This is a genomic window from Halospina denitrificans (assembly GCF_004364635.1).
Taxonomy (GTDB): Bacteria; Pseudomonadota; Gammaproteobacteria; order Pseudomonadales; family Oleiphilaceae; genus Halospina; species Halospina denitrificans.
Genome location: NZ_SOAX01000005.1, coordinates 121220 through 136243 on the forward strand (window position 1 = coordinate 121220; position 15024 = coordinate 136243).

General features: G+C 57.6%; 11 protein-coding genes and 5 tRNA genes. 15 read left to right on the forward strand and 1 reads right to left on the reverse strand.

All coding sequences use genetic code 11. The features are described from left to right. Positions 1-45 precede the first annotated feature (45 nt). On the reverse strand, positions 46-900 hold the full coding sequence (gene folD, locus DES49_RS11385) for a bifunctional methylenetetrahydrofolate dehydrogenase/methenyltetrahydrofolate cyclohydrolase FolD (protein ID WP_133736552.1): 855 nt from the start codon (positions 898-900) through the stop codon (positions 46-48). Positions 901-1073: 173 nt separating this feature from the next. Between folD and DES49_RS11390 the strand changes: the two genes are divergently transcribed. The 15 genes from DES49_RS11390 (at position 1074) to DES49_RS11460 (ending at position 15024) form a co-directional block, all read left to right on the forward strand. Next, positions 1074-1150, forward strand: a tRNA-Pro gene (locus DES49_RS11390). Positions 1151-1165: 15 nt separating this feature from the next. Beyond that, positions 1166-1242 (forward strand) — tRNA-Arg (locus DES49_RS11395). A 33-nt stretch (positions 1243-1275) separates the two neighbouring features. Next, positions 1276-1351 (forward strand) — tRNA-His (locus DES49_RS11400). 45 nt (positions 1352-1396) lie between these two features. Next, positions 1397-1481, forward strand: a tRNA-Leu gene (locus DES49_RS11405). 149 nt (positions 1482-1630) lie between these two features. Next, entirely contained in the window at positions 1631-2938 is a 1308-nt protein-coding gene (gene tig / locus DES49_RS11410) for a trigger factor (RefSeq protein WP_133736553.1), read from the forward strand. A gap of 118 nt (positions 2939-3056) precedes the next feature. Further along, a complete protein-coding gene (clpP, locus tag DES49_RS11415) occupies positions 3057-3692 on the forward strand; it encodes an ATP-dependent Clp endopeptidase proteolytic subunit ClpP (protein ID WP_424955233.1) in 636 nt (211 codons plus the stop codon). Positions 3693-3779: 87 nt separating this feature from the next. Further along, positions 3780-5063: an ATP-dependent Clp protease ATP-binding subunit ClpX gene (gene clpX, locus DES49_RS11420; RefSeq protein ID WP_133736554.1), complete on the forward strand. Its 1284-nt coding sequence runs from the start codon at positions 3780-3782 to the stop codon at positions 5061-5063. A gap of 207 nt (positions 5064-5270) precedes the next feature. Further along, on the forward strand, positions 5271-7691 hold the full coding sequence (gene lon, locus DES49_RS11425) for an endopeptidase La (RefSeq protein WP_133736555.1): 2421 nt from the start codon (positions 5271-5273) through the stop codon (positions 7689-7691). Positions 7692-7923: 232 nt separating this feature from the next. Then, on the forward strand, positions 7924-8196 hold the full coding sequence (gene hupB / locus DES49_RS11430) for a nucleoid-associated protein HU-beta (protein ID WP_133736556.1): 273 nt from the start codon (positions 7924-7926) through the stop codon (positions 8194-8196). A gap of 27 nt (positions 8197-8223) precedes the next feature. Then, positions 8224-8300, forward strand: a tRNA-Asp gene (locus tag DES49_RS11435). Positions 8301-8395: 95 nt separating this feature from the next. Beyond that, positions 8396-10234 (forward strand): SurA N-terminal domain-containing protein, encoded by a 1839-nt coding sequence (locus tag DES49_RS11440; protein WP_133736557.1) that lies wholly within the window; start codon positions 8396-8398, stop codon positions 10232-10234. Positions 10235-10472: 238 nt separating this feature from the next. Beyond that, on the forward strand, positions 10473-11273 hold the full coding sequence (locus tag DES49_RS11445) for a C39 family peptidase (RefSeq protein WP_133736558.1): 801 nt from the start codon (positions 10473-10475) through the stop codon (positions 11271-11273). Positions 11274-11382: 109 nt separating this feature from the next. Beyond that, positions 11383-12363 (forward strand): transporter, encoded by a 981-nt coding sequence (locus DES49_RS11450; protein ID WP_133736663.1) that lies wholly within the window; start codon positions 11383-11385, stop codon positions 12361-12363. Positions 12364-12400: 37 nt separating this feature from the next. Then, positions 12401-14017 carry an OmpP1/FadL family transporter gene (locus DES49_RS11455; RefSeq protein ID WP_133736559.1) on the forward strand — a complete coding sequence of 539 codons (1617 nt, stop codon included), beginning with the start codon at positions 12401-12403 and terminating at the stop codon, positions 14015-14017. Positions 14018-14136: 119 nt separating this feature from the next. Next, positions 14137-15024 (forward strand): MalM family protein, encoded by an 888-nt coding sequence (locus DES49_RS11460; RefSeq protein ID WP_166646067.1) that lies wholly within the window; start codon positions 14137-14139, stop codon positions 15022-15024.

Here is a 15024-nt window from a genome sequence, read left to right on the forward strand (position 1 = left end):
TCCCGGAAAGCGGTCCCCGATCCCTCCTTCGCAACATGCACGAACTCAGCCGTCGTGGTTGTTAGCAGCCTCCAGGGTATTACGGAGCAGCATTGCAATCGTCATCGGCCCCACACCCCCAGGCACCGGCGTAATCCAGCCCGCACGCCGTGAGGCTGCGTCGAAGCCCACGTCTCCGATCAGCTTGCCGGATTCGGTCCGGTTAATGCCTACGTCAATCACTGTTGATCCGGGTTTCACCCATTCGCCGTCAATCAGCCCCGGCTTGCCTGCGGCGGCAATCAGCAGATCCGCGTCGGCCACAAAGCGGGGCAGGTCGCCGGTAAAGCGATGGGTCACGGTCACCGTGGTGCCCTTTAAAAGGAGTTCCATGGTCATCGGGCGCCCCACAATATTCGAAGCACCCACGATCACCGCGTGCTGACCCTTGTAGGGTGTGCCAATGGCGTCCAGCAAATGGATGATGCCTGCCGGGGTGCAGGGGCGCAGCTCAGGCTTGCGTTGACACAGGCGCCCCACGTTGTAGGGGTGGAAGCCGTCCACATCCTTGTCAGGGCGAATGCGTAGCAGCATCTCATCCGCGTCGAGATGGTCCGGCAGGGGAAGCTGGACCAGGATGCCATCAATGGCCGGATCCTCGTTCAACTGCTCAATGAGGGCATTCAGCGTTTCCTGGGTCGTGTTCGGATCCAGGTCATGGTCCTCGGCGTGGAAGCCGGCTTCCTCACAGGCTTCGCGTTTTTTGCGCACATAGACGCTGGAAGCGGGATCGGAGCCCACGAGCACCACGGCGAGCCCCGGAGGACGTTTACCGCTGGCTGTTCGTTGGCGAACCTGCTCCGCAACTTCCCTGCGAATGTCCAGGGCAATGCTCTTGCCGTCGATAATCTGCGCTGTCATGTATCGGGCCTGTGAATGCGATTCTGTAAAAGGCATAATTGTCGCAGTTTTACCCGCCGCCGCCAATTATTCCGGTTGTGGGGCGAGTCTCGGAAACAGAGTATTGACGCTGTTAAAAGCGGCCGGTATGATTCGCTCCAACTTCGCTGAGAGCCGGCGCAGGTGAGTTTTAACGGGGTATAGCGCAGTCTGGTAGCGCGCCTGCTTTGGGAGCAGGATGTCGGGAGTTCGAATCTCTCTACCCCGACCAGACATTATACAGAATGCGCCCGTAGCTCAGCTGGATAGAGCACCGGCCTTCTAAGCCGTAGGTCGTAGGTTCAAGTCCTACCGGGCGCGCCAACCTTGACGACGGCAATGGTGAAGTTTTTAGTGGTGGACGTAGCTCAGTTGGTAGAGCTCAGGATTGTGACTCCTGCGGTCGAGGGTTCGATCCCCTTCGTCCACCCCATTTTCCAGATTCCAGCGTTCCGGATAATGACCCTTCCAATGACGTGCGAAAGTGGCGGAACTGGTAGACGCGCTGGATTTAGGTTCCAGTGGGGCAACCCGTGAGAGTTCGAGTCTCTCCTTTCGCACCAGATTTCCCGCTGATGCAACCGCTCCCCCCGTGTCGTCTTAACGTGATAGAATCGTCGACCTGCCTCTTGCGGTCTTGCCAAGAAGGCTTTTCGTTTCTATGATCCCCGGCTTTACATTGAATCAGAACGGCAATAACTGAGGATAATCCATGCAAGTCTCTCTTGAATCGACGTCCAATATCGAGCGTCGGATGACCATTGGCGTGCCCGCCGAACAGGTTGAACAGGAAGTTGATAAGCGCCTCCAGGAGGCGGCCAAGTCCGTTCGGCTGAACGGTTTCCGTCCGGGCAAGGTCCCGCTGAAGGTTGTGCGCAAGCGCTTCGGGCAGGGCGTTCGCCAGGAGGTGCTGGGTGAAGTGATGCGCAACTCCTACATGGAGGCGATCCAGCAGGAAGACGTACAGCCGGCTGGTCAGCCACGCTTCGAGCCCAAGACCGTGGAAGAAGGCAAGGATTTCGAGTTTGTTGCCGTGTTTGAAGTTATGCCTGACCTCGAAGTGGGGGACCTGAGCAAGATCAGCGTTGAGAAGCCCGTGTCCGAGGTGCAGGACAAAGACATCAAGAAGATGATCGATAATCTGCGCCGCCAACAGGCAACGTACAAGGAAGTGAAGCGCAAGGCCAAGAAGAAGGATGTCATGACCATCGACTTCAAGGGCACAATGGATGGTGAAGCCTTTGAAGGAGGCAGCGCGGAAGATCAGCAGATTACGCTTGGTGAGGGCCAGCTGATCAAGGACATGGAAGATCAGCTCGTCGGCGCCAAGACAGGGGAGGAGCACACGCTTGATGTGACATTCCCCGAGGACTACCAGAACGAAGAGCTCGCGGGCAAGCAGGCGCAGTTTGAGGTCACCATCAAGAAAGTGGAAGAGCCTCAGCTACCGGCGCTTGAGAAAGAGTTCTTCGAGCAGTTCGGTGTCCAGGCGGAGACCGAGGAAGAGTTCCGGGAAGAAGTCCGCAAGAACATGGAGCGCGAGCTCAAGAACGGGATCAACAACCGCGTCAAGCAGCAGGTAATCGACGGGCTGCTTGAAGTTACCGAGGTTGAAGTTCCGCAGTCCATGGTCGATCAGGAAATCGACCGGATGAAGCAGGAAGCCGTACAGCAGTTCGGCGGCCAGATGGATGCGTCACAGCTGCCTTCGGAGCTCTTCCAGGACCAGGCCGTGCGCCGGATCAAGACAGGGCTGATCTTCCAGCAGCTGGTCAAGGATAATGACCTTGAACCCGATCCGGAGAAGGTCGACGAGCGTATCCGTGATATTGCTTCCACCTATCAGGATCCGGACGAAGTCGTCGAGCATTACAACAACAACCCGGACCAGAAACAGCAGATTGAGTCTGCCGTCCTTGAGGATCAGGTTGTTGATCATGTACTTGACCAGGCCAAGGTCAAGGAGAAGAAATACAAGTACGAGGATGCGGTGCAGCCGCCCAACCAGGCAGCGGGTTAACGTCAACAGGGCCACTGCAGATTCGGGAGAATCGGCTACACTCTCCCGAGTCAATCAATGTGAAATACTGCTGTGGTGACGCAGCAAAACGGTTACAAACCGGGAGACGACCACGATCATGAGTAACTCAATGTCCGAAGGCGGCAGTGACATCACCAACAGCGGCCTGATCCCGATGGTGATTGAGCAGACGGCCCGGGGGGAACGGTCTTTCGACATATTCTCCCGCCTGCTCAAGGAACGGGTGATCTTTCTGGTTGGCCCGGTCGAAGACCATACGGCCAATCTGATCGTGGCGCAGCTGCTGTTCCTTGAGTCCGAGAACCCGGACAAGGATATTCACTTCTATATCAACTCCCCCGGCGGTGCAGTAACAGCGGGCATGGCCATCTACGACACCATGGAATTCATCAAGCCCGATGTTTCCACGCTCTGTGTTGGTCAGGCAGCCAGTATGGGCGCGCTGCTTCTGGGTGCCGGTGCTCCCGGCAAGCGTTACTGCCTGCCGAATTCGCGGGTGATGATCCATCAGCCGCTGGGTGGCTTCCAGGGCCAGGCATCCGACATTGAGATTCATACCCGTGAGATCCTGAAGACCAAGGAAAAGCTCAACCAGATTCTGGCGCACCATACCGGCCAGTCCTACGAGCGGATTGCCCAGGACACGGATAGGGATAATTTCATGGATGCCTATGAGGCCGCTGAGTACGGGCTGGTCGACTCGGTACTTGATAAACGCGCGGGTAATACATAATACTGGTAGCAATTCCCGTTTTTGCCGCCTCCTGCCCCGAGTGGGGCGGGGAAAAGCGGTTTTCAGAAAGAAAACAGAGGTAAATCAATGGCAGAGAAAGGTAGCGGCAGGGGCGACGATAACGGCAAGCTGCTGTATTGTTCGTTCTGCGGCAAAAGCCAGCACGAGGTCCGGAAACTGATCGCGGGGCCTTCCGTGTTTATCTGCGACGAATGCGTTGATCTATGCAACGACATTATCCGGGAAGAAATCCAGGAAACGACGCAGGAAGAGCCGAGCGATCGTCTGCCTTCGCCTCACGAGATCAAGGAAACCCTGGATGAGTACGTGATTGGCCAGGATCGGGCCAAGGTCGTACTGTCCGTAGCGGTGTATAACCACTACAAGCGCCTGCGCTTTGGTGAGTCCCGCCCGGAAGTCGAACTCGGCAAGAGTAATATACTCCTGATCGGGCCCACCGGCAGCGGCAAGACGCTGCTGGCGGAAACGCTTGCGCGCATGCTCAATGTTCCCTTCACGATTGCCGACGCCACAACGCTGACAGAGGCGGGCTACGTCGGTGAGGACGTTGAGAACATCATCCAGAAACTGCTGCAGAAATGCGATTACGATGTGGACAAGGCCCAGCGTGGCATCGTCTATATCGACGAGATCGACAAGGTCTCGCGCAAGTCTGATAATCCCTCGATCACCCGGGACGTCTCCGGCGAGGGCGTCCAGCAGGCACTTCTGAAGCTTATTGAGGGCACTGTCGCGTCGGTTCCACCTCAGGGAGGGCGAAAGCATCCCCAGCAGGAGTTCCTGCAGGTGGATACCGCCGGGATGCTCTTCATCTGCGGTGGTGCATTCGCCGGGCTGGATAAGGTGATCCGTGACCGCTCCGAGAAAACCAGTATCGGTTTTGCGGCCAAGGTGGTCAGTCAGACGGATGACAAGAGTACCTCGGAGATCCTGAAGTCTGTCGAGACCGAGGATCTGGTGAAGTATGGGCTGATCCCGGAGTTCGTGGGTCGTCTGCCGGTTGTGGCGACACTCTCGGAGTTGGACGAGGATGCGCTGATCGAGATTCTGACGCAGCCGAAGAATGCGCTGACAAAGCAGTATCAGCAGCTGTTCGATATTGAGGATGTGGAGCTGGATTTCCGCGATGACGCGCTTCGCGCTGTGGCTCGCAAGGCAATGGAGCGCAAGAGCGGTGCTCGTGGGCTGCGCTCGATCATGGAGAGTATCCTGCTCGACACCATGTATGAGATTCCCTCGGAGCCGGACGTCTGCAAGGTTGTTATTGATGAGAGCGTGGTCAACGGAGACTCTGCCCCCATCAAGATCTATGGCAACCAGGAGACAGCCAGGGCGGTCCCGGAAGACTGATTCCGGGTTTGCAGGCCCCATCGGGGGCTTTGCGGTTGTATCATTGCGATCGAAAAAGGGGCTGAAGACAGGCCCCTTTTTTGTATGGGTTGAATACAGCTCCCGGAACCCCCATCTTTAGAACAGATGCCGGTGCCCGCTTTGCAGCGCACCGGTCCAGTCAAGTTACGGATGCTGGCGTCAGTATCCCAGCCCAGAGGAATCAGCATGACAGATCAGCCCCAGGGCCAGACCCTTTATGAACTCCCCATGCTGCCGCTGCGCGACGTGGTGGTTTTCCCGCACATGGTTGTCCCGCTTTTTGTGGGTCGCGAGAAGTCCATCAACGCGCTTGAAGCGGCCATGGAAGACAACAAACAGATTCTGCTTGTGGCGCAGAAGGACGCCGAGACGGATGATCCCGGCGACGGCGACCTTTACCGTATTGGGACGATCGCCACGGTTCTGCAGATGCTTCGGCTCCCGGACGGTACCGTCAAGGTGCTCGTTGAGGGGAGTGCCCGTGCATCGGTTGATTCCCTGACGGAAGGCGAGCATTTCCTGGGGGCCCAGGCCCAGGAGCTTGCTGAGACCGGTGTCGATGAGCGTGAGGAAGAGGTGCTGGTGCGCACCCTGATGGAAGAGTTTGAGAAGTTTGCCAAACTCTCCAAGAAGGTCCCCTCCGAAGTCAGCAACAGCCTGACCGGCATTGAGGAGCTGGACCGCCTTGCCGACACCATGGCCTCCCATCTCGAGCTCAAGGTCCCGGAAAAGCAGGAACTGCTGGAACAGGTGGATCTGCGCCAGCGGATTGAGACGCTTCTCGGTAAGCTCGACAGTGAGATTGATTTGATCGAGGTGGAAAAGCGCATCCGCGGTCGGGTCAAGAAACAGATGGAGCGCAGTCAGCGCGAGTACTACCTGAATGAGCAGATGAAGGCCATTCAGAAGGAAATGGGGCAGCTTGGCGATGGCAGTGGCCAGGACTTCGAGGACCTGGAGCAGCGCATTGAATCCTCCGGCATGCCCAAGGAAGCCCGTGAGAAGGCCGAGGCGGAGCTGAACAAGCTCAAGATGATGTCCCCCATGTCCGCAGAGGCAACGGTCGTGCGTGGCTTCATAGACTGGCTCCTGGCGGTGCCCTGGAAGAAGCGCAGCCGGGTACGCCATGATATTGACCGTGCCAGAGATATCCTGGATGAGGACCACTACGGCCTTGACGAGGTCAAGGAACGGATCCTCGAGTACCTGGCCGTGCAGAGCCGGGTGCGCAAGATCAAGGGCCCGGTGCTCTGCCTTGTGGGGCCTCCCGGTGTGGGCAAGACCTCACTGGGCCAATCCATCGCGCGCGCAACCAATCGCAAATACACCCGTATGGCATTGGGCGGTGTCCGGGATGAAGCCGAGATACGGGGACACCGGCGCACCTATATCGGCGCGCTGCCGGGCAAGATCATTCAGAAGCTGTCCAAGGTGGGCGTCAAGAACCCGCTGTTCCTCCTGGACGAGGTGGACAAGATGGGTATGGACCATCGCGGGGATCCCTCCTCAGCGCTTCTGGAAGTCCTGGATCCCGAACAGAATCATACCTTTAACGATCACTACCTGGAGCTGGAATACGACCTGTCCGACGTCATGTTCGTGTGCACCTCCAACTCCATGAACATTCCCTCGGCGCTGCTGGACCGGATGGAGATCATCCGCATTCCGGGCTATACCGAGGATGAGAAGGTCAACATTGCCCGCAAGTACCTGCTGACCAAGCAGCTCAAGGCCAATGGCCTGAAGGCGGAAGAACTGCAGATCCCGGATGAGACCTTCCAGGCCATCATCCGTTACTACACCCGTGAGGCCGGGGTGCGTAATCTTGAGCGGGAGATCGCCAAGATCTGCCGCAAGGTGGTGCGTGAACACGTTGAGGCGGGTGAGCGCAAGTCGCTGGTAGTCGGCCCGGAGGATCTGGAGCACTACGCCGGCGTGCGTCGCCACAAGTACGGACTTGCTGAGGAGGAGAACCAGATTGGGCAGGTCACCGGGCTCGCCTGGACCCAGGTGGGTGGCGAACTGCTGACCCTGGAGTGCGCTGTGAGCCCCGGCAAGGGCAAGGTGGTCAAGACCGGCTCCCTGGGCGATGTGATGCAGGAATCCATTCAGGCGGCGCTCACGGTCGTTCGCAGCCGTGCCGCGGGCCTGGGGCTTGCGGCAAGCTTCCACGAGAAGAACGACCTTCATATCCACGTTCCGGAAGGTGCGACGCCGAAAGATGGCCCAAGCGCGGGCATCGGTATGTGTACTGCGCTTATTTCCGCGCTGACGCGTATTCCCGTTCGTGCGGACGTTGCCATGACCGGTGAGATTACCCTGCGGGGCCGGGTATTGATGATCGGCGGCCTCAAGGAAAAGCTGCTGGCTGCGCACCGTGGCGGCATCAAGACAGTCATTATCCCCGCGGAAAACGTGCGTGATCTCAAGGAGATACCAGATAACATCAAGGAGTCGCTCGATATCCGGCCGGTGGAATGGATCGATCAGGTACTCGATATAGCGCTGACCCACCAGCCGGAACCGCTGCCGGTCGAGGAGGCCGAGCGTCCTGCCGGCGGACGGGATGACGACGCGGAAAACAGTGAGCGTGTGAACACCCACTGAACCGGCCATCATTGACACCGCTTTGAGGCCGTTGGTATAACGTATTTCGCCTCACAGCGGAGCCATGGGCGACCCTGTCAGGGCTCGCAGGGTAAGCGTGAAGGGTTGTGAACCAGATCAGCGCTTCATCGGCCTGCGGCCATGGAATTCTCCGATGGCGTGTGCCATAGTCAGTGGCGCCGAAGAAAAACCACAACGTAAAACATGGAACCGGAAAGAAAAGGGGTTTAGTGTGAACAAGTCCGAACTGATCGACGCTATCGCAGATTCTGCCGATATCTCCAAGGCTGCAGCAGGCCGCGCGCTTGACGCCATGGTTGGCTCCATTACCGACTCGCTGAAGCAAGGCGACCAGGTAACCCTCATTGGCTTTGGAACTTTTTCCGTGAAGGAGCGCGCCGCGCGCACCGGTCGGAATCCGCAGACTGGCCAGGAAATCAAGATCGCCGCTTCCAAGGTGCCCAGCTTCAAGGCCGGTAAGGCCCTCAAGGACGCTGTCCAGTAACAGCTGGCACGTTCTGCGTTTCCCGACGGAGCGGTAGTTCAGCTGGTTAGAATACCGGCCTGTCACGCCGGGGGTCGCGGGTTCGAGTCCCGTCCGCTCCGCCAGCACATTATCGGGCGCATGCCGTTAAGGGATGCGCCCTTTTACGTTCAACCCAAGGAGCGTCGTGCATCACGGCGCCGGTTAAGGTAGGGAAGGCATGCTCCAGAACATCCGTGAAAATGCCCAGGGCACGATTGCGAAAACCATTATTGTGCTTCTGATCCTGTCGCTCTCAGTCTGGGGGCTGGATTCGATTGTCGGAGGTAGTGGTGAGGCCAGTGTAGCCACCGTCAATGGCGAAGAAATCACGGAGCGCGAGTTTGAGCGCAGCGTCCGTATCGCTCGCCAGCAGCGCCTGCAGGAGATGGACACCCCTGACTCCTCCAGGATTGATACGGACCAGCTCAATGAGGAGGTGCTGGATCGGCTGATTCGCGAAAAGCTGATCGAGCAGGATATCCGCGAGCGTGGTCTGGAGCTGACCGCTCAGGACATCGACCGGATGATCACTCAGGCCGAACAGTTCCGGGTCGACGGGGCCTTCAGTCAGGAGCGCTTCACCCGGGCGGTTCGTAATCAGGGCATGACGGTTGAGGGTTTCCGGGAAATGATTGAGCGCGATCACCTGACCCGGGTTCTCCAGGCGGTCATCCAGGGCAGCGCCTTCTCGACGGAAACTGAGAGTAAGCGAATCGCGCGGCTCCTTACCCAGACCAGGGACTTTGATGTTCTCGAAGTGCCGCTGTCGGCAGTTATGGATGACGTGACGGTCAGTGAATCCGAGATTGAGTCCTTCTATGCGGACAATAAGGCGATGTTCAGCCAGGAAGAGTCCGTTGACGTGGCCTGGATTACCCTCGACCAGGCTCAGTTGGTCGATCCGGATTCCATCGACGAGGAAACGGTGAGAGCGCGTTACCGGGAGCGGATTGATGAAATGGGCCAGACAGAGAAGCGAAATCCGGCTCATATTCTGATTGCGGATGATGCTGACCGGGTTGAGACGGTCAGTAATGCCCTTGATGAAGGGGCCGACTTTGGCGAGCTGGCCCGGCAATATTCCGACGATACGGCAAGCGCCGAGGATGGGGGCGAGCTGGGGCTCTCCGGCAGGAATGCGTTTGCGGAACCGTTCTCGGAGGCGCTGTTCTCGATTGAGGAAAAGGGAGGGATTGCCGGCCCTGTTGAAACCTCCTTTGGTACCCATTTCATCAAGCTTCTCGACACTGAGAAACAGGATCCGCCTTCCTTCAGCGACATGGAATCCGAGTTGCGCCAGGAGATTGCCCAGGAGCAGGCCGGCAACCGGTTTGTTGAGCTGAGCGAGGAGTTGGCCGATATTGCCTATTCCGAGTATGACCTTAAGGCGCCAAGCGAGCTCATCGATGCGGAAATCCAGACCCGTGATGGGGTGACGCGTGACGGCAATCGGGCTCCCTTTGATCACCCCCAGCTGAAAGAGCAGCTGTTCAGCGAGGACGTCCGGGAAGGCGGGTTCAACACGGAACTGGTTGAAGTCAGTCAGGACCGGGCGGTTGTTGCCAGGGTGCGTGAATATCACCCCGAGAAACAGAAGGAACTGGACACCGTGCGTGAGCAGATTCGTGAGCTCGTGACTGAGCGGAAGGCACGTGAAATGATCGAGCAGCGCCTGAGCGAAGGTGCCGATTCCGAGTCCATTGCTGGCACCTTCGGCGTTGAGTGGGAAACCTATCAGGATGTCGGCCGGCAGGGCGACCTGGGGGCGCCTGCCATCATCCGTGATGCCGCGTTCGGGATGCCACGCCCTCCGGAAGACGGTTTCAGCACGGAGGTTGTTGAACTTCCCGACGGCATGGCGCTCATCAGGCTGACTGGCATTACCGGTTCCGAGGACAACACCGCGGCAATGATGGCCGAAAACATCCAGTCGCAACTCGGCCAGAGGCATGGCCAGAGCGCCTACTACTATTACCTTGAACAGCTCCGTTCCGAGGCCGAGATCAGCCGCGACTGATCCGTAGTGCAGGAACACGCTGATCTGAAAAGGGCCTCCTCCCACGGGGGCCCTTTCTTTTTGTGGGCGGAAACAGGGGCCCAACCTGTTTCACAAAATAGGTAGCGTAATCCAAGACCCCGAATTGCAAGGGCTTATCAGCTCGAGAATTGCGGACCAGTTATCTTTAAGGTTACGGCAATTTAGGTATCTTTTGTCCCACACCGCCCGTTGTCGGTTATCGAAAGGGAAGCGCGTCATGCTTTTTGTTCTGGCCGGATCATTGCTGAGTTTCACGATGCTCCAGGAAGTCGCCGAGGTAGAACCGTATCCACGCGGTAACTTCATCTATGAACAACACTACAATGAAAGCCCGGATTCGCTTCTTCACCGTTACACCGTGGAGCCCCTCCGTGCACAGAAGTTTCGCAACGTTGTTCGCCAACAGTTTGACTACAGTTGCGGGGCCGCTTCCCTGACTACCATCCTCCAGCACTACCTGGGTCAGAATCTGGGTGAAAAGCAGGTGATGGAGGGGCTGCTTCAGTTTGGTGAAAGTGAACGGATAGTGGAGCGGCGCGCGTTTTCCATGCTGGATATGAAGCGGCTGGTGAGCGAGCTCGGCTTCCCGTCCGGCGGGTTCCGGGCGGAGATGTCGGATCTGGCGGAACTGGACCACCCTGCGATTGTTCCAATCCAGCATGCGGGGTTTGAACACTTCGTGGTTGTCCGGGATATCCGCGAGGGTCGCGTTTTTGTTGCGGATCCGTCTGCGGGCAACCTGTCGTTCACCCTGCATGATTTCAAGCAGAAGTGGAGTGACAATGTTCTTTTCATCGTTTTCCCCGGTGAGGAAGCACCCCTGAACAACCTGGCCCTCAAGGAAGAGGATATGCGCTTCATTGAGGACCAGACGCTCACGCTGCAGGCAAGGCAGGAATTTCCAGCCTTTCATGAATCACTTGAGCGCGATATTCAGAACGAACTTGAACGCCTGAAAAATAATCCGGACGGAAGTGTGGAAAATACCCGGAAACGGCTCTATTTCAGGGGTCGTTAACGGTATGTTTCCGGAACGCAAAGCAATTGGTGGGGTTATGCGTCATAAAAAACACAAGGAAGCGGGTCTGAATCAGCCACTGGGCTGTGCCCTGATCCTAATCATCGCGATGGTTTTTGCAATGGCTACGTCAGTCCATGCACAGGAAAACGGTGCAAGCGTTGATGAAGCGCGTGAAGCGCTCTCCAAACAGGAAGATGATGAGGGCTCTGAAGAGCAGCTTGAGGAAGTCTTCCAGGCGGCAGAGCAGAACTATTCGCTTCTGGAAGCGGGACGGCACTCTCTCAACTACTCCTTTAACTATTCGTATTCCGGGGATCAGCGTCTGGACCTTGAAGTGGTTAATGGTCAGGTGCGGAATCTGGATGTAACACCCAGCGCAACCCATAATTTCACCAACTCGTTCAGCTACGATTTCGGCTTCAAGGATAACCTGACCATCGGGACCCGCATCCCCCTGGTGAGCAAGTTCGACACCCAGGAGGAGCTCAACGCCAACGGGGTAGGTGATATCTCGGTTACCACGCGGTGGCAACCGAATCCGCATGTCCCCGGCACTATGTCGACAACGCTGTTCTCCACGCTGAGTACGAAAACCGGGGTCAGCCCGTTTGAGATTGACGTGAACCGGCAGCTCTCGACGGGCAGTGGTTATTATTCAATCGCTGGTGGTGCGAGCGTCTCTAAAGTCCTGGACCCGGTGGTACTGTTTGGTTCCGGCAGCCTGCGCTACAACCATACCGTCAAGGACCTCAATCAGGTTCGCGGCGCCCGCCTGCTCGAGGAGGTGGATCCCGGTTTCACACTCTCCAGTTCCGGGGGCTTTTCCTACTCGCTGTCCTATGACATCTCTCTGAGCATGTCGGTACAGCTCACCTATAGCGATGAGACCGTTCTGCGCTTCAATGACGGCACGGAAGCGGCGGCCAGTGATCAGATGTCGGGGTTGATCAACATGTCGCTGGGTACGCGGGTCAGCGATACCACCATCGTCAATACCAGTGTCGGTTTTGGCCTTACACGGGGCGCACCGGATTTCTCGGTCGGCTTTTCCATGCCCATCAACATTTCAGGCCTTTCTGAATCGTGATGAGGGGATGGGAACAGGCGACAAGGAGTAGCGATTGATGCGAGCAACAGGCGCGGGCAAACGGTTACTGGGCGCGATCGTGCTGGCTTTTGTGTCGATGGGCGCCTTCGGCCAGGCTGAGTTCCAACTGCTGGTCCACCCCAAGGCCTCAGCACTGGGCAATGCGGTCACTGCGGATCCGCCCGGCATAATGGCGCTGCGCCGCAACCCGGCGGGCCTCTCAAGACTGGAGGGCCGCCAGTGGGAGTTTGGACTTGTCGCTGCGCGTACGGTCTTTGAAGCCGAATTCAGTGTGCCGGATGAAGGTTGCGATATCTTTGGAATGGAATGTGCTGAGCATGACCCCGCAGCAAACTCAAAGAGTCGCGCGACCCGGGGAGCGCTGTTCGTACCCGGTGTAGGCTTGGTCAAGTTACCGAAAGAAGCGCCCTTTGACGGGGCACCGACCCACGCAGGTTTCAGTGTCCAGCCGCCCGGCTCGAAACTCACCTTTGGTAATGGCGCCTGGATGGAGGTGTATGCTGGTTTTTCAAAGGACGATGACGACCCGGGCCGGTATCAGATCAAAGACGTTGCCCTGCAACGGTTCACATACTTTGCGCCGACCGTTGCCTATCAGGTGAACGACAACTGGTCCATCGGTGCCGGTATCAATTTCTCCCACCACGCGTTTGGCGCCACTCAGGATTTGCGTACTCCAAACATGCTGGTTGGTGTCGGCGCCACGCTCCAGGATGCGTTCGGGTGTGACGAGGAAAAGAATGAGCCCCTGGCGCCCTGGCTGGCCCTGTGCGGGGGCAAGATCGGTCCATGGCAGGACATTGGTGTCCTTGAGCTTGAAGTGGAGGAGACCCTTTCGCCGAGCTACCGTTTCGGGGTTCTCTGGGAGCCGACGGACTGGTTCACCTGGGGCGCCCAGTACAGTTCGGGGGACGATATGAGTCTCAGTGGTGAGTTGGGGATCGATTACACCGAGGACTGGAGCGGGTTCTGGCAGAGTGTGAACAGTTCTGTTCTGGGGGCGATCGGTTCGGCGATCCTGAGCCTGCCCTCTGGTATCCCAAAGGAACAGGCGAATATCAGCCTCCAGGAAACCCATCCCCAGCATTTCTCAACCGGGATAAGTGCGCGGGTTCTGCCCTGGCTCACGATTAACACGGATGTGGACTATGTGGATATGAACTCCCAGGAATTCATTGATATAAAGTTTGATCGTGAGCTGGAATTCCTCAATGCCGCGCGCATCCTTGCCCCCGAACAGGTAACGCCCACCTCGCTCCGCCTGGAGCGGAATAAGAAGGACGTCTGGAGTTTGGGTTATGGAGCTGAGTTCCATGTTTCCAGCCGGCTTGATCTGCGGGCGGGTGTCCAGCATCGGAACAATGCGATCAGAAAGGGTGGAGAGAACCTCTCTGGACCGCTCTGGGATGCCAACCTGTATGGTGTTGGTCTTGGTTATGAATGGTCTCAAAACACTCATATCGACATGCATGCCAGCTGGCTGAAATCCAGCAAAAAGATTCCAGCGGACTCCAGCTGCAGCATCAACTGTGACAATATTACCAATATTGTGGACAATCCCTATGCCGGGCTTGACGTTTATGCCGAGACACATGCGCAGTTATTGGGTATCTCTGTTCGTAGCCGGTTCTGATCCAGGCGCTGCTTGCTGTTCCCGGAGCGTTGATGTTTGCTAGTCGCATAGGGGTCATCCTGGCCGTATTGGTGATTCTAGCTGGCTGTGCCAGGGGGACTTCACCTGATGAAGCGGGGATGCGAACCTGGGTCGATGAACGCGGCCAGGTTCGTTACAGCCCCTTGCCGGAGAAGAAACCGGAGCGTGAAGAGAAATCCCCTGAAACCCAGGATACGGCCGGGAACGAGGGAAAGGAGAAGCCGCCGTCCCATCCGGTCTATAACCTCGAGAATTTTCCAGCCGCCGACGAGGTCGCCCAGGAAGACGAGGAACTCTATTACACCTGGCGTGATGCCGAAGGCCGGGTCCATAACACTCCTTATTCCCTATCCGAGGAAAAGATTGCCCGGGTAAGCAGGCCGGAAAAGGAAGAGAAGACGGCCTCCAACGCCCGGGTTACCCGAAAGGACGACGCCGACGCGCCTGACTACAATCCCAGCGCGGAAGCAAAACGGATCCTTGGACTTGAGGGTGCGGCCGGACGCCTGGAAAGGTTCGCCGGCAACTGCTGTTCAGAATTGCCGCGAATCGAGACATTTCCGCTGACGGCGGATCAGGGCGTTGGAATCCGTTTGAAAGCGGATAGCGCGATCCACCGGTTCAGCACCGGGAAAAGCCGCTTTGCGCTGATCCGCCTTCCCCGGACCGATACGGAGGGTCTTCTGCGGGTACAGTCCTTCGTCCGTGACGGCGCCTTCCTTCCAAACCTGGTCTTCCTGGATGCGAATTTTGAACCGGTGCGGCTGGTTACCGATATTGCTTTCGACTTTTCCCCAGAAACCTGGAGCCGCTACGGGTTCCTGGAAGCCTTTGTGCCCCTCCGTGAAGAGGCCGGTGAGCGTTGGCTGGTGATCTTTACCCGGGAGCGGGACCTCAAGGGAACCACCACCATTACCGATGGGGCTGACGGCACGACAATCGTGGATCACAGCCCCACCGGCAGCCTCCAGGTAACCATCCCCTGA

Excerpts from the sequence above, each read along its gene's own strand:
- tig (WP_133736553.1), top strand. The coding sequence starts at position 1,631 with ATGCAAGTCTCTCTTGAATCGACGTCCAATATCGAGCGTCGGATGACC.
- DES49_RS11440 (WP_133736557.1), top strand. The coding sequence starts at position 8,396 with ATGCTCCAGAACATCCGTGAAAATGCCCAGGGCACGATTGCGAAAACC.
- clpP (WP_424955233.1), top strand. The coding sequence starts at position 3,057 with ATGAGTAACTCAATGTCCGAAGGCGGCAGTGACATCACCAACAGCGGC.
- folD (WP_133736552.1), bottom strand. The coding sequence starts at position 900 with ATGACAGCGCAGATTATCGACGGCAAGAGCATTGCCCTGGACATTCGC.
- DES49_RS11460 (WP_166646067.1), top strand. The coding sequence starts at position 14,137 with ATGCGAACCTGGGTCGATGAACGCGGCCAGGTTCGTTACAGCCCCTTG.
- DES49_RS11450 (WP_133736663.1), top strand. The coding sequence starts at position 11,383 with ATGGTTTTTGCAATGGCTACGTCAGTCCATGCACAGGAAAACGGTGCA.
- DES49_RS11455 (WP_133736559.1), top strand. The coding sequence starts at position 12,401 with ATGCGAGCAACAGGCGCGGGCAAACGGTTACTGGGCGCGATCGTGCTG.
- clpX (WP_133736554.1), top strand. The coding sequence starts at position 3,780 with ATGGCAGAGAAAGGTAGCGGCAGGGGCGACGATAACGGCAAGCTGCTG.
- DES49_RS11445 (WP_133736558.1), top strand. The coding sequence starts at position 10,473 with ATGCTTTTTGTTCTGGCCGGATCATTGCTGAGTTTCACGATGCTCCAG.
- lon (WP_133736555.1), top strand. The coding sequence starts at position 5,271 with ATGACAGATCAGCCCCAGGGCCAGACCCTTTATGAACTCCCCATGCTG.